The organism is Lachnospiraceae bacterium JLR.KK002, assembly GCA_036941025.1.
GTDB lineage: Bacteria > Bacillota > Clostridia > Lachnospirales > Lachnospiraceae > Petralouisia.
Genome location: JAYMNP010000001.1, coordinates 2,341,016 through 2,365,917, shown reverse-complemented (window position 1 = coordinate 2,365,917; position 24,902 = coordinate 2,341,016). Strand labels below are relative to the sequence as shown.

Below are 24,902 nucleotides of genomic sequence, written 5' to 3'. Positions count from 1 at the left end.
GAGGATACATGAAAGATTTAAAACATTTATATGAGTTTGAACGGTTGCTGGAGGAGGCCAATAACGATTTGGTTCGCAAAGCCCAGGAAGAGGGGAAAATCTGTATTGGAACTGTATGCAGCCTGGTGCCGGAAGTGCTGCTGGAGCTTCCGGGAGTCTTTACCGTCCGGCTTCGGGCGCCCAGAACAGGTTCCATGGATATGGGTACCTATTATATGACCAGTTTTCTGTGCGAATACAGCAGGGCCCTGCTGGAGCGGGCCATTGAGGGCGGTTATCAGTTCCTGGACGGTCTGATTGCGCCGGACGCCTGCTCCATGATTAATCGGGCGGTGGAGAACATGGAACTTCTGAACACCATGTCCAAAGAAAAGTTTTTCTACCGTTATATGGAGATTCCCATGAAAGCCGACGATAACGGACTGTCTGTGTATGTGTCGGAATGCAGGAGTAAGATTCTTGAGCCCCTTCATGAGATATACGGCATTGATATTTCAGAAGAAGCCCTGGAGCAGGCAGTGGAGAATCACAATAAGATCTGCCGGCTGCTCACGGAAATCGGAGATTTCCGGAAAGAAGAAAATCCCCGGATTACAGGATATGAATACCACATGCTCACACTGGCTTCCTATGTATGCCCCAAAGACATGCTGATGGATATGCTGGAAGAAACCCTGGAGGAGTTAAAGGCCAGAGAGCCCGACGACCGGAAACAGTTCCGGGCCAGAGTGATGGTGGCAGGTTCGGAGATTGACGATGTGGATATGATAAAGCTCATAGAAGAAGCGGGAGCGCTGGTGGTGGCAGACCGGTTCTGTTTCGGAGCACTGCCGGGCCGGGAGGAGATTCCCCTGAATCAGAAAGAAGATGTGCTGACACAGGTGTGCCGCCATTACATGTATGCCAGCCAGTGCGCCCGTTACATGAACCGGGAGAAGATTCAGGGAAGGCGTCTCTATGTAAATCAGCTTGCCGAAGAATACCATGCGGACGGAATCATTTATGAGCAGATGAAATTCTGCGATTACTGGGCCTACGAGCGGATGGTGGGCACCCATGTACTGCGGGAGGAATACGGATATCCGGTACTTTCCGTAGACCGGCCTTATGCGGTAGGCAGTTCCGGCCAGCTTCGGACACGGGTACAGGCCTTTGTGGAAAGTATCGAAATCAAAAAGCTGCGGAAAAGCAGGGGAGGTGAGAAGTAATGGGCAGGAAAATCGGAAGTGAACGGCTGGGAGATTTGTACCGGCCAGGGAAAAAGGTCCGCAGGCGCCGGGAATGGCGGGGCGTGAAAGACACCCTTTACGATTACAGCCGCTGGCTTCATACCATGGGCGTCCTGGGGAAATTCATGCTGAATAAAAACAATGTGAAAGCATTTTTCCGGTACCGCTGGATGCTGAATTATCTGGCTGTTCCCATGATGGTGGACCGGCACACGGCGGGCCTTCGGGGAAATCAGCTCCGGATTGCCCACACGGAATATGATCTGGTGGTAGAAGATATTGCAAAGCTGATGGCAAACATGTTCCGTGCCGATAAAAATACTGGAAACGATGAGGAATTTTCAAAAAAACTGGTTATCCTGGATGAAAATGAAATGTCCCATCTGCTGTGCGGTTTTCCCAATCTTATCGGCGTGGGCCGGGAGATTCCCGCAGTGTATGTAAGTGTGCTGCTGCAGCAGGACGCAGTGTGTCCTTACATAGATGTGGCGCAGGAATACGGTCTTTCCGGGGATGTATGCCCCATGCCGGAGGCGGAAGTGGGCGTGTCCATTGACGATGATTATCCCATTTTCGGCGCCTGCGCCATCCAGTGCAACACCACCTGCGACGGCAGTCTGATGGGAAACGGCGTAATAGCCAGAAGACTGGAAGGAGAACATGGCATTCCCTGTTTCCAGTTAGCGGCCCCTATCCGCCATACGGAAGAAGGCGTGCAGGAATATGCGGCTCAGGAAATCCGCAATGCCATTAAATTTATTGAAGACTGTACCGGGGAGACCTGGGACTGGGACGCATATTTTGCATGTGCGAAACGATTTAATGCGGAGACAAGAGAACGGATGGAATGGCTGGATTTAAGTACCACGGAATATCCCCAGGTCATCGGGGCAAATCTGGCCTTGTATACGGAGACGGTGTACATGGCCATCGGCGGAAAAGTGCCGGCCTTTCTGGAGGCAGACAAAAAGATTACCCGGCTGGCCATGGAGTCTTACAGGAAGAAAGAAATGATTGTGCCGGAGTACCGCCACCGGGCCATTATATGGGGCGTGCAGGCCCAGTATTATACGGATTTCCTGCCCTGGCTGCAGAACTGCTGGGGAATTCTGCCCCTGGTGGATATGCTGAGTCTGGTGTCCACGAAAATGATTTCCGAGGACGACCCGGAGCAGGCCATTTACGATATGGCCCATCTCTACGAAAATATGATTATGCGCAACCGTACCCACGGAGGATATAAGGTGCTGCTGGATGATCTGTGGAGATTCTGCGAGCAGTTCCATGCGGATATGGTTATCCTGTGGGAGCACATGAGCTGTAAAGCCCTGGACGGAATGCACGGGCTGTTTGAAGAACAGGCCAGAGAACACGGTATCCGGTTAATCTGGGCGGTACACGATTTGATGGATCCCCGCGTGGTGCCAAGGGCGAGTCTCAGACAGGACGTAAACCGTTATATGCGAAGCGTGCTGCGGGAAGAACCGCTGGACCCAAGCCTGGAAGAAATCGACGATGCCGCCTCCTGGTAAAATGTCAGGAGCTGCTGTACTGTGGTAACAGTTCAGCCCAGGACTTTGCACTTGCTGCAAAGTCCGTGAGAATGTGTAATGGTTGAGAAGAATCCGGCCTCTTTGCCGAAGGCAAACTGGAACAGGCCGGGTTCAGTAACTATGAAGCCGAAGGCTGAATAGTTACGTACTGTGAAACCCTCCGGCTTTCACAGCAGGATGCGTATCACAGACCGAGGAACAAACATGAGACAGAAAGGACGAAAGTATGAGATATTTTGGAGGCTGCGATTCAGGCAGTACCTATACCAAATGTGTGATTATAGATGAAACCGGAAAAATGGCGGCAAATGTCACCCTGAAAAGCCGTATCAATTCTGTGCTGAGCGCACAGGCGGCCCTGGATGAAGCCATAGAACAGGTAGAAGAACTTGAGAGCGCCAAAGATCTGGCTTATCTGGTGGGAACCGGATACGGAAGAAATAAAGTTCCGTTTGCTGATGAAAATATTTCAGAGATTAGCTGTCATGCCATGGGCGTCCATGTGGCAGACCCTACGGTCAGATCCATTATTGATATTGGAGGACAGGATGTAAAGGGAATTGCTGTGGATACCGACGGAACCGTACAGAATTTTGCCATGAACGACAAATGTGCGGCAGGAACCGGGCGGTTCTTTGAAGCCATGGCAAAGGCCTTTGAGATGGATTTGCCGGAATTTTCAAAACTGGCCCTGAAGGCGAAAAACGTCATTCCCATTACCTCCCAGTGCACGGTGTTTGCCGAAAGTGAAGTAATTTCCCTGGTAGGGGAAGGAAAGCCCATGGACGAGATTGCGGCGGGCATTGAGCTGTCCGTGGCAAAACGGTGCTTCGTTATGTCCAAAAAGGCGGGAGCGGTGGACAGAATCACCCTGACAGGCGGATGTGCCAAGAACGAAGGGCTGAAAGCCGCCATTGAAAAAGTACTGAAGCTGAAGGTCATTGAACTCCCCGTGGACCCTCAGTTAATCGGAGCCCTTGGAGCGGCAGAATTTGCCAGACAAAAGGGAATGGGTAAGGGGGACAGAATATGAAGAAAACCGGAAAAGCAGTGAAAAAAGTGCTGAAAGTGGTGAGCCTGTCAGCAGTTGCGTTTTTTGTGATTTCCTTTACCGTTTATTTTTTCAACCTGGATATGAAGCTGACAGCAGCCCTGGAGCCTTACCTGGAAAAATGGCATGACCGGGTGAAACGGGAGCGCAGGCTGTAATGATGAAACTGTATGACGACGTGCTGCGGGAAGTACTGGCAGGACTGGAAGCATATCCGGCCCGGAGGCTGAATAAGCATGGAGAGAGCTGCTGGAAAAATACGGGCAAAGAGGCCATGATTCTTCGCAGCGATATGGCTTATGAACTGGGCGGAGGCACACTTCCGGCCCTGGGGAGCACCATACTTACCACGAATCAGGAACTGGTGCCGGAGGATGAAATCCTGCTGTACGGAAAAGACCTGGGAGAAATCCGTAAAGACTGGCCTTATGCCAGAATTGCGGCGGTACGCATGAAACAGGGCAGCCTGGGAGAAGGCAATGAGCTGTACAACCGTATACGGAACCTGGAGTACATCAGATACCGCCTGTTTCCCGAAGGGTTTATGATGCGGGTTTCCGCCGCGCAGGAGCGGGAGGCGGTGCGGGTGGGCAGACAGGCCCTCCGGAAAGGACTGGGCTTTGCCCAGGTGGGCAGTATGTTTCTGGCAGCATATCATAAGAACAGGGATGTGGAAGCGGTAAAATTAATGTTTGTCACCAGACCGGAATTTCCCTGGGCAGAGCTGGAAGCCCGGTTAAAAAAATCAGAACAGATTACAAAAGCAATAGATCATGTACTGAAAAATCTTTCCATGGACTGCAACGCCTGCAGTTTGAAGCAGATTTGCGATGAAGTGGAAGGACTGAAGGAATTACACCGAAACAGTTACAGCGGATGAGAAAAGAAAGGAGAACATTATGCCGGAAATGAGCAAAGCGGTTATTCCGCCTCACATGGGAGACAAGGTACCCAGTGAAAAAATACTGAAACTTGGAAGAAAGATTACAGATGTGGCCAAACACAAACTGAAAGGACTGACGGTGGCCGACCCGGAATACTGGGGGCTGGCGGAAATCGTCACAGAGGAAATGGCGGACATTGCCCTGACCATGAAAGTCCGCCACCATTACAAAATTGAAGAACTCTGGAAAATGAACGATGTGAAGGAAGAGGAGAAAGAGCATTTCCAGGAAGTGCTGGATGAAATGAGTTATATCGGCCTTCTGGAATATGACTATGGCAATAACTACGACCATTACGGCTCCATTCCGGGGCCCACAGACCGCAGATACTGCCTGCCCATGTTTGTACCCGGTTCCGCAGAACTCTTTAATATGGAAGAAGGGCCGGAAGGCAACAAACGTCTCAGGGAACATCCGGCTCTGGCCAGCTTCTTTGAGCGCATGACCTTTATTCCTCTGGACGGGATTACCCACATGGTACCTCCGGGAGGCGCAGGTATCGGTATGCATGTTATTCCGGTGGAAAAAGCCATTTCCATGGAAAACGGCACCATTGACCTGGAGCATATCTCCTACTGGCTGAAAAAATATGAGGGCCATATCGGCGTGGGCCAGTGTTCCTGCCGCGTCAGCCGCCAGATACTGGGAGAAGGCTGCGGCGACGACGAGATGAACTGGTGTATCGGTGTGGGAGACTTTGCAGACTACTGCCGTGAGACAGGCAAAGGCCATGATATTACATACGAAGAAGCCATGGAAATTTTCCGCAAAGCCGAGGACAACGGATTCGTACATCAGATTACCAATATTGACGGAGAAAACAAAATTTTCGGAATCTGCAACTGTAATGTGAATATCTGCAACGCCCTGAGAACCTCCCAGTTGTTTAACACCCCAAATATGAGCCGCAGCGCATTTACCGCAAAGGTGGAAAAAGAAAAATGCGTGGCCTGCGGAAAATGTGTGGAATACTGTCCGGCAGGCGCAGTGAAGCTGGGACAGAAGCTCTGTAAGAAAAACGGGAAAGAAGTGCGTTATCCCAAACACGAATTGCCCGACAAACTGGTATGGGGCAAAGACAAATACGACGAAGATTACCGGGACAACAACCGGATTAACTGTTACAAAACAGGTACTGCGCCCTGTAAAGCAGCCTGTCCGGCCCATATTGCAGTACAGGGCTACATCCGCAAGGCAAAAGAGGGAAAATATCAGGAAGCACTGGCGCTGATTAAAAAAGACAACCCATTCCCGGCCATCTGCGGACGTGTCTGCAACAAACGATGCGAGATGGCATGTACCAGAGGCACCATTGACGCTCCGGTGGCCATTGACGATATTAAGAAATTCATTGCAGAACAGGATCTCCATGAAGAAACCAGATACATTCCTCCGGTGGTGATTGCCTCTAACCGCCTGACTCAGTGGGAGCAGAAAATTGCCATTATCGGAGCAGGCCCTGCCGGATTATCCTGCGCTTATTATCTGGCGACAAAAGGCTATAAGCCCACGGTATTTGAGAAACATGCAAGGCCGGGCGGAATGATGACCTACGGCATTCCTTCCTACAAACTGGAAAAAGACGTGATTGAAGCAGAAATTGACGTGATTCGTGCACTTGGCGTTGAGATAAAATGCAGCGTGGAAGTGGGCAAAGATGTAACATTGGATGAACTGCGCAGGGAAGGATACCAGGCATTCTACATCGCCATCGGCTGCCAGGGCGGCAAGATTCCGCCTATTCCCGGAAATGACGCGAAAGGCATTGACATTGCAGTGAACTTCCTCCATCATGCAACGGAAGACCAGGAGCAGAAGCTGGAGGGCAAAGTAATTGTGATTGGCGGCGGAAACGTAGCCATCGACTGTGCCAGAACCGCATACCGTTTCGGCGGAAAAGATGTGGAAATGTTCTGTCTGGAATCCAGAGAGACCATGCCCGCCTCCGATGAAGAGATTCAGGAAACACTGGAAGAAGAAATTAAAATCAACAACGGCTGGGGGCCGAAAGAGATTGTCAAAGATTCCGGCGGAAAGGTACAGTCCGTGGTATTTAAGAAATGTACCGCCACACTGGATGAAGAAGGAAAATTCAATCCTCAGTACGACGAAGACGAGCTGATAACCGTGGACTGTGCTCAGGTCATCTTTGCCATCGGACAGGGCATTGAATGGGGCGGTCTGCTGGACGGAAGCAAAGTGGAATTCTGGCATGGCAATTACCCGGTAGCGGATGCTCTGACGTATCAGACTGCAGAGCCCGATATTTTCGTGGGCGGAGATGTATATACAGGGCCTCAGTTTGTCATTGACGCCATTGAAGCCGGCAAGAATGCGGCCGTATCCCTGCACCGTTATGTACATCCGGGCACCAGCATGACCATTGGCCGGAACCGCCGGGATTTCCATGAACTGAACAAGAAGAATATTAAGGTGGAAGGTTATGACACCATCGGACGTCAGGAAGCAGGCATGGATGAAAAGATTGACCATAAACATTCCTTCCGGGATGCCCATAAGACACTGACGGAAGAACAGGTACATCTGGAAGCAGGACGCTGCTTAAGCTGCGGCGTGTCCATTGTGGATGAGAACAAGTGTATTGGCTGCGGCGTATGTACCACCAAATGCGAATTTGACGCTATCAGACTCCACCGGGATCATCCTGAATGCTCAAAGATGAGCAGATCCGAGGACAAATTTAAGGAAATCGGAGCCTATGCGGCAGGAAAGGCATTTAAGAGCATTTTCGCCAATAAGCCGGCAGTGAAAAAAGCCGGGAAAAAGACCGGGAGACCTGGGAAAACTGCGGAAAAGCGGAAGACAGGAAGAAAACAGGCTCATATAAAATAGCGGGACACAGAATGGAGAGCAGCCGTGCATGAATTAGGAATCGTGTTTCATATTGTGAAAACCGTAGAGCGTGTGGCAGAGGAAAACCAGGCAGACAAAATTACAAAAGTAACCCTTCAGATTGGAGAAGTTTCCACCATCATTCCTTATTATCTGAAGGACTGCTGGAAATGGAAATGCTCCAAAAGCCAGCGGATGGACGGATGCGAGCTGGTAATAGAGACCATCCCGGCCATTACTTACTGCGAAGACTGTCAGGAAACCTACCCTACGGTGGAGCATGGAAAAATCTGCCCTTACTGCGGCAGCGAGCATACATATCTGATACAGGGAAATGAACATCAGATTAAAGAAATAGAAGTATCTTAGGGCGTCTGCTGACGGAAAACAGGCAATGTTTCAGCGATACTTTAAAACTCAGGGGAGCAGGGCGCCTGTCGGTGTCCTGCGTCCCTCCGGAAAAGGAGATGAGCAATGAGAAAAAACAGGTCTTTTCGTATGTTACTTGCGGCAGCCATTCTGCTTATGAGCCTGTCTGAGACAGCTCTGGCACAGAATACGCAGATAGTTCCGGCACAGGGCACGGAAGCGGTGCGGCAGCATACGGAAGTTCGGGGAACCGCCAGAGAAGGCGGAGTTACCGTTTACACAAGAGAAGAATTTATGGCGGCGCTGCAGCAGAAACAGAGCCCCATTACCATAAACAATCTGATTACCATTGGCCAGGAGGCAGAGCCAGGCGGCCGGATGATTCCGGTGAAAATTCCGGCAGGAACGGTGATTCAGGGTATTTCTGTCAGCCAGAGTACTTTAAACTGCAGAAGTCCCCTGCAGCTGGAAGGGGATAATGTGGTCTTTCGGAATATGAAACTGACCATGGAATCTTCCAATGCGCTGAACAGTGTTCCTCACCGGGAAATCTTTCTGGCAGGCCACAGCCTGACACTGGACAATGTGGATACTTATCTGGACGGCGGCTCAGGAGGTATGGGCGGTACGGAAAAAGAACTGCTGCCCACCATCTGTGCCGGCGGTTATCCGGGAACAGCAGTTGGCAGCAATGCTTCCCTGACGGTTCAGAATTCCAATGACAAAACCATCCTTCAGGCAGTCCTTATGGGCCATGAGGCAATAGATGGAAATGTGCCGTACAGAGGCAAAGCAACGGTGAATCTGGATACCAGAGTAAGGGTGCGGGATTATGTGGATACCAGTCTGACCAGCCAGGCGGAAATTCAGGCTGCAGGTGCGGCAGGCAGTACCATGTGGATAAACAAATTCCGCGGTAACGGAACTACGACGCTGACTCTGAGGGCCAGTCTGATGTCAGATGCAGAAGTGGAAAATATCGGAAATATTGTAATTGCAGACGGAGGAACTCTGAAATTTAAGGCGGGAACCCTGGAGAACGTCACGCTGCGCAATGGCGGCGGCCTGGACTTAAGCGGAGTGAATGCGGAAATTAAAGGGAATTTCAGAGGTACAGGTATTCAGGATGGAGAACGGGGCGTTCTGATACTGGATGGGACAACGCAGGCAGCGATTCGGGGGCAGGTTACCGGTACCACCGTAATCTGTCCGGGAAACCGTATGGCTACAGGTTCCATTATACCGGGGAGAGACTATATCACAGCGGATCCTTCCAATGCGGTGCGGAGTAATTTCGTGCTGGCGGAGAGAAGTATTGAGAATGGTTTCAGTCTGAAATATGACAGAGGCGTGTGGAGCGTGGTGAGAGGAACTGTGGCAGACGAACCACAGGTGAGGAGTATTTCCATTGCCTCTGCTCCCAGGGAAGTGGATTTGAATAAAATCAGAAGAACTCCGGACGGAGCCATACCGGATGAAAACGTCTTTTTTGAGCTGGTGTGGTACGATGAAGACGGAACGCCTTTTACCAGTGAAGAAGCCGATGAACTGGGACTGTATGAAGCAGATTATGTAATTAAGATAAAGACGGAATACTGGGAAGGCAGCGGGGCAGATATTTCTGCAAAAACCGACTGGGGCAACAGCATTGCACTGATCACCGCTCAGGAACATCCGGGACGGTATTATCTGCAGGCGGAGCCGGATGCAAAACCGGGAGACTATACCTTCCTGTTTTTGTCTGAGTATTATACGGAAGACCTGAATACGGTGGCAGACGTAAAGAATCTGAAAGACAGGATACTGGCTCAGAAGCCTGTGCTGTTTCAGGATGGAACATCAGTCACCCCGCCGGAAGAAATACCGGTAACTCCGCCCGTTACTCCGCCGGAAGAAATACCGGTAACTCCGCCCGTTACCCCGCCGGAAGAAATGCCGGTAACCCCTCCGGTTATTTCGCCGGAACCTGAGTCTCCGGAAGAAGTACCGGAAGAAGTGCATATTCATGATTTTGAGACTGTGGTGCAGCCGGCTACACCCCGGCAGGACGGCTCCAGAATGGAGGAATGCAGCTGCGGAAAAGTGGCGTCACAGGAAATCATTTACCGGCCGGAAAAAGTCGTACTGTCCATGGAACGCACCGTATACAGCGGAAAAAGCAAGAAGCCTCAGGTATGGGTGAGGGATCGGACAGGCAGGAATATCAACAGCAGACAGTATCAGATTTCTTACCGGAATAATGTGCTGGTGGGGCAGGCAGAGGTAACAGTCCGGCTCATCGGAGATTACAGCGGAACCCTGAAAAAGAACTTTGTGATTGAACCTGGGAAAACATCCCTTACCGGACTGACAGCAAAATCCAGGGGATTTACCGTGAAATGGAAAAAACAGAGTACCCAGACCAGCGGATATGAAATCCAGTATTCCACCAGCAGTAAATTTACCGGAAAATCCACGAAAAAAGTGACGGTGAAAAGCAGCAGAACCACATCCAAAACCATTTCCGGTCAGAAAGCCGGGAAAAAGTATTACGTCAGAATCCGCACGTACAAAACAGTAAAATCAGGCGGGAAACAGATGAAAATTTATTCCGGCTGGTCTAAAGTAAAGTCTGTCAGAGCCAGATAACATACAGGTTTCTGTTGGAATTGCACGGTAATTGTGTTATAATATGCACGAAAAATGGACAGTGAGGCGGTAAAGTCAGTTGGTCAGAAGAATTTATACAAGTACGAGAAGATTAAAAGAAGGAATGAGGATAGACCAGGCCATTGTGGACCGGTCAGGCAGAGTATTGATTGCAAGAGGCGCTCCTTTGGATGATTATCTGATAGAATCCCTGTTGAAAATGGGCGTTATGGGTGTGTATATCAGAGAAGGGGAAGAAGATCCGGAGGAGCCGGGCAGTCAGGAACCGGAAATACCGGAATCCATTCAGAAAACCATCGAGAAGACCCGGAAATCGGACCCTGCCAAAGTAAAATTATCCGAGAGCGTGAAACAGCGGGTATCTGCGGGAATTCAGTATCTGTACAACAATACGGATGCGGAAAACTTTGCAGATACCACCGACGCAATTACCCAGAACCTGATGAAGGCCATTACAGACAATCAGGCCATTGCGGTGGACATCAGCGCCCTGAAAGTGAGCGACGAATATACCTTTAAGCACAGCGTGGATGTGGCTACCATGGCCATGATTGTGGGAAAGAAGCATGGACTGTCGGACAGGCAGGTGTACGATATCGGGATTTCCGGCCTGCTTCATGATGTGGGTAAATCAAGAATTCCCAATGAGATTCTGAATAAAGCGGGCAAACTCACAGACGAAGAATTTGCCGTGATGAAAAAGCATTCCCTGTTCGGCTATACCATACTGAAAGACAAAGAGGCCATTTCAGAGCCTATTGCCATGGGAGTGCTGCAGCACCATGAGAAAATCAGCGGCAGAGGATATCCCATGGGGCTGCCCGAAGAAAAAATCCATCTTTTTGCCAAAATCCTGTCAGTAGCAGATATCTACGATGCGCTGGTGACGGAACGCGTCTACAAGAAAGCATATTCCCAGCGGGACGCGGTGGAAATGATTATGTCTATGACCGGGGAACTGGACATCAATGTGATGAAAAGTTTCATGGAAAGCGTAATTCTGTATCCGGTGGACTGTATTGTGGAGTTGAGTAACGGGGAGAAAGCAAAAGTGGTGGCCAATAAATCCGGCTATATTTTAAGACCTACGGTCGTAGGGCTGAAATCCGGCAGAATTTACAATCTGGCAGAAGATATGAGCTGTGCCAGTATCATCATAAAATAGTAACTGTTTGTAAGGATACGGTGAATTTGATATGGAATGGAAAAAGAAGATGAGGCGTATAATACCGGGATTTTATGCAGCCTGTGTTGTGATGGTGTTTTTCTTTTTTCTGTATTTGTGTGCAAATATTACCAACCATGCAGTACATAACCAGATGGACACCAGTTTCTTTAAATTTGAAAATTATGATTTGGTTCATATGGAAGATGAAAGCGCCCCTCTGGGGGTGAGAGATGTGTACACCATGGAAATTTCCGATGTATCTGAGGGAGGAAGCAGCCTGGCCTTTTACAGTATTCATCAAAATGTGGAAGCATATCTGGAAGGGGAGTGTATCTATACCCTCCGGCCGGAAGAAACCAATGGATTTGGGAAAACGCCGGGAAGTAACTGGAATACGATTCTGATTAATTTTGCGGATGCGGGGAAGGAAGTCCGGGTAATACTGACGCCGGTTTATGAGAGCTCCAGGAATATTGTACCGGATTTTTATGTGGGTTCAAAGTACGGTATATGGGGACATATTTTAAAAGAGGATTTTCTGGCCTTTGTGTTAAGTTTTGTGGCGATTGTGATAGGGCTGGTGTTTATCTTTTTTACCATGTCCATTTATCACACTGCCGAAGTGGACAAGAGCCTGATTATGCTGGGGATGTTTTCTCTGAATATCGGTCTGTGGAAAATTACGGATATGGCTTCCATGTCTCTGATTTTTCCATTTTCCATTCCGCTGGCCAATCTGCCTTTTCTGTGCCTGATGCTGGTAGTGGTTCCCTTTATTCTGTATGTGAAGGAACTGTTTTCCACCAGAGACAGTCTGATATGGTACCTGCCCTGTATTCTGAGCATGGCGGTAACGGTGCTGTCCCTGATATTGCAGGTAAAAGGAATTGCAGACCTGAGGCAGACCCTGTGGATGACCCATGCAACCATGGTTTTTCTGGTGCTGGTGTTTCTTGTTATGTCCGTGCGGGAACTGCGTACCGTGGGATGGAATAAGAAGCTGCAGACACTGCTGGGATGCGCCTGTGCCTGTATCCTGGGGATGGCGGTAGATATTGTGGTCTATTATATATCCAACGGAACTTCCATGATGGTTCTGGGTATGGTGGGATTTCTCACCTATATTATTGTGCTGGGCGTCCGTTCGGTCAAAGAAACCCGGCGGCTGATGGCCATTGGCCTGCAGGCCCGGAAATACGAGGAGATGGCGTATCACGATCAGCTTACAGGGATTTTAAACCGTACCGCCTATGCCGAATATATTGAGCAGAAGGATTTTTCTCCGGAGAACAGCATTGTGGTTATGTTTGATTTGAATAATCTGAAAAAATGCAACGATACCCTGGGCCATGAAAAGGGCGACCGCTATATCCAATGCAGTGCAAAGCTGATAGAAAAGGTGTTCGGCGATATTGGGAAGTGTTACCGTATGGGCGGCGACGAATTCTGCGTGCTCCTGAAAGGCGTTTCGCTGGAAGAATGCGGAAAACGGGTTCAGAAGCTGAAAACAGAGGTGGACAGATGTAATCAGAGCAATCCGGAGGAATATCCCATTCAGATTGCCTGTGGTTACAAACTATATGACAATGAGATAGATTACGATTTGGGCGATACCCTGCGCAGGGCGGATAAAATGATGTATCATGAAAAATTTGTCATGAAGCAGCAGGCCGTACCCCTTTCATAACAGGAATTTCACAAAGAAAAATTATGTTCCACAGCTTTCTTGATAGCTGCAAAGCTCTCCCGGCTGATAACATGTTCCATGCGGCAGGCGTCTTCTGCCGCAATTTTTTCGTCCACGCCCAGGCTGGTGAGCCAGCCGGAGAGAAAACGGTGGCGTTCGTAAATCATTTCTGCAATGTCACGTCCCGATTCCGTTAAGGTGATATAGCCTGCATCAGAAACGGTAATATGACCTTTTTCCCGCAGATTCTTCATGGCTACGCTGACGCTGGATTTCTTAAAGCCCAGTTCCACCGATACGTCTATGGAACGGACCACGGGCAGTTTCCGGCTCAGAATTAAAATGGTTTCCAGATAATTTTCTGCAGATTCACTGGTTTTCATCATAAAATATCCTCCATGGCCTGATGTATGCTGATATCTCCAGTATACTGAAAAGCAGGGAAAATAGCAATCACTTATCGCAACATATACGAAAATCAATTTTCCAAAATCTCACGAATGCAATGAGATGATGGACAGTCTTGTGGAGCAGATGGCAGATTGGAATTCTGGCGTTTCTTACGGCTGTTTTATTGTTGGATATTGTGTTATATGGACATAATATGAGCGATGGGAGTATGTTTGGAGAATTAAAAAAATATAAAGACAGAACCTTTTACGAGAAACACCCCAATTTTGAATTTGACACCCTTTATGAGAAATCCATGTATCAGATTGCAGCAGTGCTGGTAACGGACGTGTCAGATATACAGGACTTCTGTTACTACGATTTTCATAATTACGATGAGCAGGAGTTTCAGAAATGTATGGATTTTATCAGAAAAAATCGGCTTTATGATACAGGTTACCAGTTTGTATATGGAGAATTTTTTGTAATGCTTTCTACCTGTAACGGGCATGATACAGACAGCAGGCTGGTTCTTGTGGGAGTGGAACAGGCATTATGAAACTTTTCCGATACTTATAAACTGACAGGGTAAGGCAGATGATGACTGAACGGAACAGGGTAAAAAGTTTAAGGAATATTTAGTAGAATTGCGTATTCATTTGTGGTAAAGTAAAGCTATCAGATGATTTCATTCCGTAGGAGGTATAGTTATGTCAAAAAAACAAGGATTAGGAATCGTATTTTTATCAATATCTGTTTTATTGTCATTAAGCGGATGTGGCAGGTCTGCAAAACAGGAGGATTCCAGTAGTGTTGACAATACTGAAAGTGTAAATATTGTCACTACTGATGCATCAGAAGCCAACAATGCAATCATTCCATTAAAAAGTGATGATACAGTTGCTGATTTTGACAGTAGCCAGGACGGTTATGAATATTATCTTACAGGGGAAGAACTTATCTCAGATATTGAACAGGGTTATATCTTTCGTTTAGATACAGCACTTAAAAAAGATTATGCACCATTTGTTACACAGGGAAATTGGTCTTTTTATGTGCATGAGAAAAATACTGTCAATCTGGAAATTAGTTTTTCTAATTTACTTATGAAATCAAAAGAAAGTATTTTCCCGACAGGTGAACAGGTTAAAGTTGAAGTAATTTCACCGGAAGATGAAACCGTATACCGTTTTGAAAAAATGGGAGATGAAATTACCAGGGATACTTCCATACAGGAACAAATTTCTGTTACGGAGGGTGAGTGGACGTTAAGAATCAGTTTTGGATATTGTTGTGGAGATACCCCGGCCTGTCTGAAAATTGCAGCTTCCTACGAAATCCCGACGGAAGATGATATTAACTGGTTAAAAGAAGAACGATTGACTAATAAAAATGATATATAAAACAGATTTATTTGCAGGGACGTTCGACTGTTTTAGATGTTTATGTGACAGCACCGATAAGGAATCTGATGTGGAAATTCAGAGGAAAGATGCAGGAGCAGGCGTAGGGCAATGCATAACAGAAAATGATGTAATGAAAGGAAACCAGCCGACCTGTCCAGTAGAGAGATATGTCGCTATCGGGGAAAATAAAGTATTATTTGGCGATGATTCGCATATTATATATGTTAATGGGAAATACAGGGGCAACGATTTTGATACAATAAAAGAATTAGCAGGCCAGTCAATGCAGTTTGCATAATCAATCGTATCAATCAAAACCAAATATAGTAACGGGGTTAGAGCATATAGGAACTGAAGTCTGTATGCTCTGTTTTTTTGCCATTAAGGGAAGAACAATGAACGGCAACATTCAGACCAACGCCACAGGGCGATTAACACCCTGTCTGCAAAAGAAGACAGGAAGAATCCTGAATGGATGGCAGCGAGGAAATGCAGGGAAATAAAATTTGATTGGCACCGTATATGACACCACTTATAATAATGGCAGGGAGGTATTCTGGTGTACCAGCCGAAAGGCGGCAGCAGCCATTGTACCTTTCGGGAAGAGGGGGAAGGCCGGTTACAATTCCAAAGCATGAGCCGATAAAGAAAGCATATGTGGAAATGGTTAAGAAAATAACAGAGAGTGAGGTGGATACGGATGACACTGAATGAATATATGGAACTGCCTTACCGTATGGAGGTTATACCTGATAAGGAAGAAGGGGGATATGCCGTAACATTCCCGGAACTGCCGGGGTGCATGACCTGCGGGGGCAACTCTTGAATCAGCAGTAAGCAATGCGGAGGACGCAAAAAAGGAGTGGTTTATGGCTGCTCCTTTCTTTACGGTTCGTTTTCGGGCAGCAAAAAAGAGCCTGTTTTACGGCTGGCTCCAAAGCCGTGCTTAAGGGCATACATCATTCTTCAGCTTATTCATTTGCGTCTCCTTTCGGTGGTTTATTTCACAAATGCACCCGTGTTCTTTTTTTACTGTTGTTCATGAGGAAAATATTTACGGAGAAAACCAAAGAGTGGAAAAAGCAGATTGCCGGATGGGATAAGGTATACTATAATTTGTAAATGGAGTAATCGTGTTGCAGGGCGGGCTGACCTTCCATTTTTACAGAATGGGGGTGATGCCTGTGAAAAATCATTTTGATTTTAAGGACGTAATGACTTTTGGTCTGTTCCTTTTGGCATTGCTTACGTTCGTTTTTACGTTTTGTAAGTAGCCATACATAGAAAAACCACCTTTAAACTTTGACGAGTAGCAAGGTGGTTTTTCTACTTTATTATTCGGTCAACCCACCTTGTGGGCGGTTGCTCCTTTTCTATAATATAACATTTCTGAACTTGAAAATCAACATTTTTTTGAAATCTCGGTAAATGCAGTGGAAAAACAGAATGCAGAATCTGATTGACACTTTATCTGACACCGCTTATAATGATTAAAATCATTCCGGACAGATTTTAAATGATACAAGGGGGAGATACCATGAAGATAAGGGAAATCGGGAGAATGATATACACGCTGAGAACCGAAAAAGAGATTTCTCAGGAGGACCTGTGCAGAGGAATCTGCTCTGTGGCGACTCTGTGCCGGCTGGAGTCCGGGGAGCGGCGGCCGGACATTCTTATTTTCAATGCATTATGCCAGCGTCTGGGCAAAACCATGGACAATATCGGCATTACTCTGACGCTGGAAGAATTTGAATATGTGGTGGAGCAGAGAAATATTGAGATTTCCCTTTCCCTGAAAGAGTATGAGCGCGGAGAACGGGAATTGCAGGAACAGGAGAGACGTGTGGGAGACCATCCCCTGAAAAGGCAGGAGCTTCACAGGCAGTATGCCATGCTTTATCTGCTGTGGAAACAGGATGAGCGGAAAGTAAAAGAACATATTCTGGAGGCGGTCACGTCAACCATCCCGGATTTCCGGGAGACGGCCCGGCGGGATTTTACAGTATTCGCTTCTGATTTTCGGAAAAAGCTGATGACGCGGCTGTGGCTGAGTGAGACGGAGACAGGACTTTTGCTGCTGTATGGTTATCTCAGGGAAAAAGAGGGAGAAGAAAGCCGGGATTTGCTGGAATGTATTCGGGATTATATTCAGTGGAAGGTAACGGATTCGGAATCCCAAAATCGCCAGATGGCGCAGGCGATGTATCTGCTGGCAAAAAACAGCGGGAAACGGGGACAATGGCAGGAATGTCTGGAATTCTGTGAGACAGTGATTGCAGCAGAAGGAAAAACAGGTTCCCCTGGACTGATGGAACGGGCGCTGGCGTTGGAACTGTGCTGCCTGGACCATGGAGTGTTCTGTAAAAACCAGAACCTGAGAAAGAAACAGTATCAGGTCTTGCAGTCTGTGTTGCAGGAATATGGCGGGGAAATGGCAGAAGAAACTTCTTTGTTCCTGTTTCGCAGCAGTTTTCAGGAGAAACAGATGGTGGATGAACTGCTCCATTATGCCAGAATACGAAAGGAACTGTCTCAGGAGACATTAAGCGAAGGCATATGCGCACCGGAAACTCTGTCACGGATTGAAACCGGGAAGCGGAATCCTACGGTAAAACATTTCTATGGACTGATGCAGAAGCTGGGGCTGGAACTGGGGTATTACAATACATATTTTGATGTGGAGAGATTCGAGACTCTGGAAAAGGGCAGGCAGCTGCAGCGATTGCTTGTACTGGGAGAATTTCGTCAGGCAGAGGAGAAGCTGCGGGAAATTGAAACCGAAATAGATAGAACGAAAGTAAGAAACATGCAGTATCTGACATTTAACCATGCTGTTCTGGAACGCGAACTGTATCATGGAAATCTGGAGGAACTGGCCCACAGGATAGAACAGGCACTGGAACTGACCCTTGACCGGAAAGAGGAACGTTTCCGAATTTATTATCAGCCCACTCAGATTGAGATTTCTTTGTTAAATCAACAGGCTGTATTATATCGTTTGATGGGAAACCAGCAGGAATCCGTAAAGATTTTGGAGTCTTTGTATGAATATTATCACAGAGGAATAGGTAATTGCGAAACAAGTTCAAAATCTTGATTCCAATAGGGCAAAGGCCCGGTTGAGCCGGACTTACAGGAGGTGGATGTGGATAACAAGGATTTTAAGACATGAAAACAAAGCAGATAAGGATATCTGCCCGTGAAATGGTATGCGGTATGTAAGGTTATGCAATCAGAGGTTTTAAACTGCGGATATATTCATGCCTGTGCAGTTTATCAGCCACCATTACAGTAATAAGCTGGGTAATCCCGGCGAGAAGCAGGTCAGCATGAAGCGTTTTTTCATTCTGCGTTTTACGTCCGGCAACACAGAAGCTGTCCTTGAAATGGTTGATTGATTTCTCAACGTTTACCCTGAGCTTATAGGTGGAATCCCATTCGGCCGTACCACGAAGCGTACCAGGATAGGCGCGCAGGTTTTTCTCGGGATAAATATAAAACATCCTGCCGCAGGGGGATTCAGTACAGGGATTTTCACAGTGGCAGACACGTTTTGATTTCTTTGTAAGTTTGTTCCACTCCCATTTCATTTTCGGGCATACAAACTTCATGGTTGGCAGTCCGCAGCGGAGATGGGATTTGCTTCCTTCCCGTTTCATTGGAAGGGATGGGTCTTTGGGGCAGCAGGGGATGCCGTCCTTATTCAGCGGGCAGTCGGATTTTGGAAGGGAGATTCTGCCGTTGAGGGGAATGTAAGCCTGCTCAAAGGAAGCTTCCTGTAACAGGTATTTGTAGATTTCAATGGAATCAAATGCGGCGTCTCCCAGAAAAGTTTTCGGATTGATAAGCGGATGCTTGCGAAAGAAATCCTTTAAAGTGGGAATCAATGCCCTGGAATCGGCAAGACTCTTATCTTCATCCGGGGAATCAGATTTTTTTCCAACAATGATGTCAGGATGAGCCGCAAGAAAGTCCTTGTTATAAAAGGAAATATCCCGGACAATGCCGAGTCCGTTGGTAATAATACCGAATTTATAAGCATAACAGAAATGCCCGTTAATGTACATCTGCTGAATGGCTGGACTGGCGGCAGCATGGGAAGGCATGGAGCCGTAGGCGGCTTTATAAGGGTCAAAGGAATCGTCCATCCCTTTTGCTTTTTTGAAGGCTTTCAGCTGTTTGATGATACGGTTGGCATATTTGGGATTGTTTTCTGTAACCCATGCCTCAATGCCGGAGGTGTCAAAGAGAAGCATGGAAGCTTTCTGTGTATCAATAGAATGGCATATCGGTTCGGTCAAGTCAACAAGATGGTCGAACATGGATTGTAAGTCCGATAAAAACTCCTGTTTGAAGCGGGTGAATTTAGAGGCATCCGGGACAACATCAAAGCCGCAGAAGTCCCGCAGTTCCTGGGAGTATTTCAGGAATACGATCAGCAGGGATGTTGTTGGGATTGAGAAGATGAGCTGTAATAACAGAGCCCTGAGCATCGGATAAAGCAGATGCTTACGGGGCCTGCCAGTGGCAGCATGGAAATGAGAAATAAAGGACACTGGGACCATTTCATCTAAGTTGATGGTATTTTCGAGAAGTGCAAGGAACTGATATTTATCATTATCAAATTTATTTTGGCAATCGGTAAAAATATCTGCCAAAGAGAGCTGTTTGTATGGTATCATGTAGGTACAACTCCTTTCTGGTGGATGGTTGATTGTTACTCGACATCTCAATTTTACCACAAACCAGTGAGGAGTTGTTTTATTTTGTAACAAAAAGAATCCCGTATTTATGTGGGTTCTGGCGTTTCGCAAACGCCTATCACAGAGGAATAGGTAATTGCGAAACAAGTTCAAAATCTTGATTCCAATAGGGCAAAGGCCCGGTTGAGCCGGACTTACAGGAGGTGGATGTGGATAACAAGGATTTTAAGACATGAAAACAAAGCAGATAAGGATATCTGCCCGTGAAATGGTATGCGGTATGTAAGGTTATGCAATCAGAGGTTTTAAACTGCGGATATATTCATGCCTGTGCAGTTTATCAGCCACCATTACAGTAATAAGCTGGGTAATCCCGGCGAGAAGCAGGTCAGCATGAAGCGTTTTTTCATTCTGCGTTTTACGTCCGGCAACACAGAAGCTGTCCTTGAAATGGTTGATTGATTTCTCAACGTTTACCCTGAGCTTATAGGTGGAATCCCATTCGGCCGTACCACGAAGCGTACCAGGATAGGCGCGCAGGTTTTTCTCGGGATAAATATAAAACATCCTGCCGCAGGGGGATTCAGTACAGGGATTTTCACAGTGGCAGACACGTTTTGATTTCTTTGTAAGTTTGTTCCACTCCCATTTCATTTTCGGGCATACAAACTTCATGGTTGGCAGTCCGCAGCGGAGATGGGATTTGCTTCCTTCCCGTTTCATTGGAAGGGATGGGTCTTTGGGGCAGCAGGGGATGCCGTCCTTATTCAGCGGGCAGTCGGATTTTGGAAGGGAGATTCTGCCGTTGAGGGGAATGTAAGCCTGCTCAAAGGAAGCTTCCTGTAACAGGTATTTGTAGATTTCAATGGAATCAAATGCGGCGTCTCCCAGAAAAGTTTTCGGATTGATAAGCGGATGCTTGCGAAAGAAATCCTTTAAAGTGGGAATCAATGCCCTGGAATCGGCAAGACTCTTATCTTCATCCGGGGAATCAGATTTTTTTCCAACAATGATGTCAGGATGAGCCGCAAGAAAGTCCTTGTTATAAAAGGAAATATCCCGGACAATGCCGAGTCCGTTGGTAATAATACCGAATTTATAAGCATAACAGAAATGCCCGTTAATGTACATCTGCTGAATGGCTGGACTGGCGGCAGCATGGGAAGGCATGGAGCCGTAGGCGGCTTTATAAGGGTCAAAGGAATCGTCCATCCCTTTTGCTTTTTTGAAGGCTTTCAGCTGTTTGATGATACGGTTGGCATATTTGGGATTGTTTTCTGTAACCCATGCCTCAATGCCGGAGGTGTCAAAGAGAAGCATGGAAGCTTTCTGTGTATCAATAGAATGGCATATCGGTTCGGTCAAGTCAACAAGATGGTCGAACATGGATTGTAAGTCCGATAAAAACTCCTGTTTGAAGCGGGTGAATTTAGAGGCATCCGGGACAACATCAAAGCCGCAGAAGTCCCGCAGTTCCTGGGAGTATTTCAGGAATACGATCAGCAGGGATGTTGTTGGGATTGAGAAGATGAGCTGTAATAACAGAGCCCTGAGCATCGGATAAAGCAGATGCTTACGGGGCCTGCCAGTGGCAGCATGGAAATGAGAAATAAAGGACACTGGGACCATTTCATCTAAGTTGATGGTATTTTCGAGAAGTGCAAGGAACTGATATTTATCATTATCAAATTTATTTTGGCAATCGGTAAAAATATCTGCCAAAGAGAGCTGTTTGTATGGTATCATGTAGGTACAACTCCTTTCTGGTGGATGGTTGATTGTTACTCGACATCTCAATTTTACCACAAACCAGTGAGGAGTTGTTTTATTTTGTAACAAAAAGAATCCCGTATTTATGTGGGTTCTGGCGTTTCGCAAACGCCTATATCACAGAGGAAAATTGAAAGGAGTGGAGCGGGATAAAAAATATATAATGATTTTAAGTAATCTTGCTTCCAGTACAGAAGAAATTAATGAGTTGGAACAGGCACTGGAGTATACAAATGAGGCCATAACTCAGGGAATAAAAATAAGAAAGGGTATTAAGCTGGGGGGAAATTTGATAACAAAAGCATATATTCAGGAGCGGAAAGAAGAAAAAATATGCCTGACAACATATGAGCAGGCATATTATATGTGTGGATTGTTTGAAGATTTCCGAAATCAGAAAACAGTAAGTGATTATGTAAAGATGAACTGGGGCGTTGATTTCAATACATATCATCAGTGGGATGATGGATGTCCAATGGCATAACGTCAAATAAATTTGAATGAGTAAGCGTTTTGTCAGAAAATGATAGGGATACCATTATAAGCAGACAAAAAGTGGATGTAAAAAGTGCTTTTCTGAATTTTTTCATAATAAAAGTTTCCTCCTGTAATATATTTTGAATAAGATAATAACGGAAAAAAAACACCATGACGAAACCGGAAAACATATTTTTCCGGTTTCGTCATGGTGTTTTTTTCACAACAGAAATATAATAGCTTTGGAATGAAAAGTGAGTTTCGAAAATCAATGAAAAGGGAAAAGCAGTACATATTAAGTATGCCTGATAACAGACAGGCATAACGTGTAAACGTCATTATATTGTAATGAGCTTATAAGGTAAGGGAACGGGGTATGAAAGATATATTTTCGTTCTCTTATATTATGCGGAAGGAGTAAATATGTATAAAATTGGAAAAAGCATAGAAATGTCTGACACAACGTTAAATCATATGAAGCATTTTTCTCCGGAATTACCACGAACGGATACTTACTGAATCGGGAATTGTTTAAAAAATTATATGTTCTGGGTATCAATTCTTATCAGATTACTTTAGGTTGAAAATTTAAAAGAAATATCAGGTTTACTACAATAGATAATTGTGGAAACTGTGATTATCTGATAAGCTGTCTTCATAAGGCATGTCCCAAACTGATGGTTGTAGACAAAATGCCATCAGATGGCTGTTTTATGCCCCATGAAAGGAGTCCGGAAGAGAAGCAATGAAAAAATATATTCTGAACAGATGGAAAGAAAACTTTGCAGCCTGCAGCATACAGTGTCTGAATATTTTGATGTCAGTGCTGTGTGCGTTTACCCTGATGAAAATTGTGGATAATCTTACAGCAGGAAATCAGGAAAACGTGCAGGTTTATCTGGTGTTGCAGGCATTGTGCTGGCTTTTGACAGCAATTACGTATTATGCCGGGAATATTCTTATGGGAAAAGCCCAGCAGGCAATGGAAAATGATATGCGCCATGATCTGACCATGATTTTAGCGAAGAAAAGTTACCAGCAATATGAGAAACACGCCATCGGAGATTATATTTCCTGGTATTCTCATGATGTGGGACAGATGCTTTATCTGGGCGGAAATTCCTTTTACGCTCTGGTAACATCCGGTTTCCAGACTGTAGTATCTGCCGCATCCCTGCTGGCCCTCCATTGGAGTATTTCTGCGGCAGCGGTGGCAGGTGCACTGACGCTGGCAGGAATTTCCATGTATTTTGAAAGCAGAATTACAGAGAAAGCTCATTATGTTTCCAAAAGCAGTGAAATATTCAGCAGTAATATGAAAAATCTGCTGAGCGGGTTCGGCGTTATGAAAAACTTTCGGATTTTGGATGAATTTACGAAACAGGCGGATGAAGAAAGTGAGAAAAGGGCGGAAAGCGTATTTCAGTACACAAAAATACAGGTGCTGTCTAATGGATGGCTTTTATTCTGGAATGCATTTTTTCAGGTTGTTATTCTCGCAGTCTGCGTGTTTTTCATTTTACAGGGAAAGCTGCAGGTCGGTGCGGTTGTGGGCATCGGGAGTTTCCTGCCGAAAGTGTTTGAAGGGATGACGGAAACCCTTTGCCATAAAAATTCCATGGTGGCCATCCGTCCTTATGTGGAAAAATTTGAGAAGGAGAGGGCTGAGTATGCAGCAGAAGGAACGGGCGCAGGAAAGTTCCCTTCTGCCAGCAGGGCAATTGAAACCTGTCAGCTCAGTTATAAATATGGAGAAAAACAGGTATTTGAAAATTTGAATATCAAAATAAATATCGGGAAAAAGTATGCGCTGACAGGCTCCAGCGGAGGCGGAAAGACAACACTTATGAAAATACTGATGGGGCAGCTGAGAGATTATGAGGGACAGGTACTGTTTGACGGAGAAGAAGCGGGAGGTTACAGTTCGGAGGAAATTGCAGGAAAAATTGCCTATATTGAACAGCAGGTATACCTGTTTGATACCACCATTCGGAATAATATCACGCTCTGGAAGACGTATTCTGAGGAAGAAATGGAATGTGCACTCCGGGAAAGTGCTCTGTATGAAGAAATATGTAAATTTCCTCAGGGACTGGACACTCCTGTGGGAGAGAACGGGAAAAACCTGTCCGGCGGCCAGCGGCAGAGAATTGCCCTGGCAAGAGCTCTGATAAATGGCAGAAAAATTCTGTTCGTGGATGAGGGAACCTCTGCTCTGGATATGGAGAATGCGGCTGTTGTGGAAGAATGTCTGCTGAAAAACAGGAATCTGACTCTTTTGCTAATCAGCCATCATCTGACAGAGGAACGAAAACAGCAATTCGACCAGGTGTTTTGTATTGGAAAAATTTGATTTGTGAAATTGAGCTGACCGAAGAAATGAAAAAGATAAAATAAGATGGAATGATATTGATAAACAGGTAATTGCGAAACTCAATAATTGTACCAATTTCATGTGCAATTCAAAAAATTTGAATGCAAATATTTTCTCATGCAAAAGGTGAGAAATGCATTTTAGCGCCATGGAAGCGAGACTTAAAAGAGAATGGAAGCCTTTGCTGACATGCTCTTTCGTAGTCAAAGGCTCGCTGGAATGTTCGGTGCGTCCGGCATTTCGGCCTTTTTGTATGATGAAAATATTTCATAGAAA

At 46.3% G+C, this 24,902-nt stretch carries 17 protein-coding genes and 4 pseudogenes; 18 read left to right on the top strand and 3 right to left on the bottom strand.

The genetic code is table 11. The features are described from left to right. The first annotated feature begins 8 nt into the window (after positions 1-8). The 10 genes from VSQ32_11370 (at position 9) to VSQ32_11325 (ending at position 13,503) form a co-directional block, all read left to right on the top strand. Complete coding sequence (locus VSQ32_11370) at positions 9-1,208, top strand: 2-hydroxyacyl-CoA dehydratase family protein (GenBank protein MEH2943445.1); 1,200 nt, start codon at positions 9-11, stop codon at positions 1,206-1,208. After that, on the top strand, positions 1,208-2,761 hold the full coding sequence (locus VSQ32_11365) for a 2-hydroxyacyl-CoA dehydratase family protein (GenBank protein ID MEH2943444.1): 1,554 nt from the start codon (positions 1,208-1,210) through the stop codon (positions 2,759-2,761). Before VSQ32_11370 ends, VSQ32_11365 begins: the two co-directional genes overlap by 1 nt. Before the next feature lie 247 nt (positions 2,762-3,008). Then, complete coding sequence (locus VSQ32_11360; GenBank protein MEH2943443.1) at positions 3,009-3,815, top strand: acyl-CoA dehydratase activase; 807 nt, start codon at positions 3,009-3,011, stop codon at positions 3,813-3,815. Further along, complete coding sequence (locus VSQ32_11355) at positions 3,812-3,991, top strand: hypothetical protein (protein MEH2943442.1); 180 nt, start codon at positions 3,812-3,814, stop codon at positions 3,989-3,991. Before VSQ32_11360 ends, VSQ32_11355 begins: the two co-directional genes overlap by 4 nt. After that, on the top strand, positions 3,991-4,713 hold the full coding sequence (locus VSQ32_11350; protein MEH2943441.1) for a carbon monoxide dehydrogenase: 723 nt from the start codon (positions 3,991-3,993) through the stop codon (positions 4,711-4,713). The genes VSQ32_11355 and VSQ32_11350 overlap by 1 nt, the downstream gene beginning before the upstream one ends. Positions 4,714-4,732: 19 nt before the next feature. After that, on the top strand, positions 4,733-7,630 hold the full coding sequence (locus VSQ32_11345) for an FAD-dependent oxidoreductase (GenBank protein ID MEH2943440.1): 2,898 nt from the start codon (positions 4,733-4,735) through the stop codon (positions 7,628-7,630). A 24-nt stretch (positions 7,631-7,654) separates the two neighbouring features. Then, positions 7,655-7,999 carry a hydrogenase maturation nickel metallochaperone HypA gene (locus VSQ32_11340; GenBank protein ID MEH2943439.1) on the top strand — a complete coding sequence of 115 codons (345 nt, stop codon included), beginning with the start codon at positions 7,655-7,657 and terminating at the stop codon, positions 7,997-7,999. A 105-nt stretch (positions 8,000-8,104) separates the two neighbouring features. Continuing rightward, entirely contained in the window at positions 8,105-10,627 is a 2,523-nt protein-coding gene (locus VSQ32_11335) for a fibronectin type III domain-containing protein (protein MEH2943438.1), read from the top strand. A gap of 79 nt (positions 10,628-10,706) precedes the next feature. Continuing rightward, positions 10,707-11,813: an HD-GYP domain-containing protein gene (locus tag VSQ32_11330; GenBank protein MEH2943437.1), complete on the top strand. Its 1,107-nt coding sequence runs from the start codon at positions 10,707-10,709 to the stop codon at positions 11,811-11,813. Positions 11,814-11,844: 31 nt separating this feature from the next. Next, entirely contained in the window at positions 11,845-13,503 is a 1,659-nt protein-coding gene (locus VSQ32_11325; GenBank protein MEH2943436.1) for a GGDEF domain-containing protein, read from the top strand. A gap of 8 nt (positions 13,504-13,511) precedes the next feature. Here the strand turns inward: VSQ32_11325 and VSQ32_11320 are convergent, their stop codons facing one another. After that, positions 13,512-13,886: a metal-dependent transcriptional regulator gene (locus tag VSQ32_11320; GenBank protein ID MEH2943435.1), complete on the bottom strand. Its 375-nt coding sequence runs from the start codon at positions 13,884-13,886 to the stop codon at positions 13,512-13,514. Between the two features lie 140 nt (positions 13,887-14,026). Here VSQ32_11320 and VSQ32_11315 point away from each other — a divergent pair, with 140 nt between their 5' ends. The 6 genes and pseudogenes from VSQ32_11315 to VSQ32_11290 all read left to right on the top strand — a co-directional run bounded on the left by VSQ32_11315 (position 14,027) and on the right by VSQ32_11290 (position 18,399). Continuing rightward, the gene (locus VSQ32_11315) at positions 14,027-14,452 is read left to right on the top strand and encodes a class B sortase (GenBank protein MEH2943434.1); all 426 of its coding nucleotides are present in this window, start codon (positions 14,027-14,029) and stop codon (positions 14,450-14,452) included. A 151-nt stretch (positions 14,453-14,603) separates the two neighbouring features. Then, the gene (locus tag VSQ32_11310; GenBank protein MEH2943433.1) at positions 14,604-15,296 is read left to right on the top strand and encodes a hypothetical protein; all 693 of its coding nucleotides are present in this window, start codon (positions 14,604-14,606) and stop codon (positions 15,294-15,296) included. A 70-nt stretch (positions 15,297-15,366) separates the two neighbouring features. Then, positions 15,367-15,597, top strand: coding sequence for a hypothetical protein (locus VSQ32_11305; protein MEH2943432.1), 231 nt, complete (start codon positions 15,367-15,369; stop codon positions 15,595-15,597). Between the two features lie 270 nt (positions 15,598-15,867). Continuing rightward, positions 15,868-16,013 (top strand): annotated as a pseudogene (locus VSQ32_11300) (toxin HicA). Beyond that, positions 16,000-16,177, top strand: a pseudogene (locus tag VSQ32_11295) (type II toxin-antitoxin system HicB family antitoxin). Before VSQ32_11300 ends, VSQ32_11295 begins: the two co-directional pseudogenes overlap by 14 nt. 659 nt (positions 16,178-16,836) lie before the next feature. Next, a complete protein-coding gene (locus VSQ32_11290) occupies positions 16,837-18,399 on the top strand; it encodes a helix-turn-helix transcriptional regulator (GenBank protein ID MEH2943431.1) in 1,563 nt (520 codons plus the stop codon). Positions 18,400-18,588: 189 nt separating this feature from the next. Here VSQ32_11290 and VSQ32_11285 read toward each other — a convergent pair. Both VSQ32_11285 and VSQ32_11280 read right to left on the bottom strand, forming a co-directional pair. Further along, positions 18,589-19,984, bottom strand: a pseudogene (locus VSQ32_11285) (transposase). Positions 19,985-20,355: 371 nt separating this feature from the next. Beyond that, a pseudogene (locus VSQ32_11280) lies at positions 20,356-21,751 on the bottom strand (transposase). Between the two features lie 163 nt (positions 21,752-21,914). Between VSQ32_11280 and VSQ32_11275 the strand changes: the two are divergent. Together VSQ32_11275 and VSQ32_11270 are read left to right on the top strand one after the other, a co-directional pair. Further along, the gene (locus VSQ32_11275) at positions 21,915-22,259 is read left to right on the top strand and encodes a hypothetical protein (protein MEH2943430.1); all 345 of its coding nucleotides are present in this window, start codon (positions 21,915-21,917) and stop codon (positions 22,257-22,259) included. A gap of 738 nt (positions 22,260-22,997) precedes the next feature. After that, positions 22,998-24,605 carry an ABC transporter ATP-binding protein gene (locus tag VSQ32_11270; protein MEH2943429.1) on the top strand — a complete coding sequence of 536 codons (1,608 nt, stop codon included), beginning with the start codon at positions 22,998-23,000 and terminating at the stop codon, positions 24,603-24,605. Positions 24,606-24,902 lie beyond the last annotated feature (297 nt).

What these genes read in the sequence shown, in the direction of transcription:
- VSQ32_11365 (MEH2943444.1), top strand. Translation starts at nt 1,208, where the DNA reads ATGGGCAGGAAAATCGGAAGTGAACGGCTGGGAGATTTGTACCGGCCA.
- VSQ32_11335 (MEH2943438.1), top strand. Translation starts at nt 8,105, where the DNA reads ATGAGAAAAAACAGGTCTTTTCGTATGTTACTTGCGGCAGCCATTCTG.
- VSQ32_11370 (MEH2943445.1), top strand. Translation starts at nt 9, where the DNA reads ATGAAAGATTTAAAACATTTATATGAGTTTGAACGGTTGCTGGAGGAG.
- VSQ32_11355 (MEH2943442.1), top strand. Translation starts at nt 3,812, where the DNA reads ATGAAGAAAACCGGAAAAGCAGTGAAAAAAGTGCTGAAAGTGGTGAGC.
- VSQ32_11270 (MEH2943429.1), top strand. Translation starts at nt 22,998, where the DNA reads ATGAAAAAATATATTCTGAACAGATGGAAAGAAAACTTTGCAGCCTGC.
- VSQ32_11360 (MEH2943443.1), top strand. Translation starts at nt 3,009, where the DNA reads ATGAGATATTTTGGAGGCTGCGATTCAGGCAGTACCTATACCAAATGT.
- VSQ32_11345 (MEH2943440.1), top strand. Translation starts at nt 4,733, where the DNA reads ATGCCGGAAATGAGCAAAGCGGTTATTCCGCCTCACATGGGAGACAAG.
- VSQ32_11320 (MEH2943435.1), bottom strand. Translation starts at nt 13,886, where the DNA reads ATGAAAACCAGTGAATCTGCAGAAAATTATCTGGAAACCATTTTAATT.
- VSQ32_11310 (MEH2943433.1), top strand. Translation starts at nt 14,604, where the DNA reads ATGTCAAAAAAACAAGGATTAGGAATCGTATTTTTATCAATATCTGTT.
- VSQ32_11325 (MEH2943436.1), top strand. Translation starts at nt 11,845, where the DNA reads ATGGAATGGAAAAAGAAGATGAGGCGTATAATACCGGGATTTTATGCA.
- VSQ32_11290 (MEH2943431.1), top strand. Translation starts at nt 16,837, where the DNA reads ATGAAGATAAGGGAAATCGGGAGAATGATATACACGCTGAGAACCGAA.
- VSQ32_11350 (MEH2943441.1), top strand. Translation starts at nt 3,991, where the DNA reads ATGATGAAACTGTATGACGACGTGCTGCGGGAAGTACTGGCAGGACTG.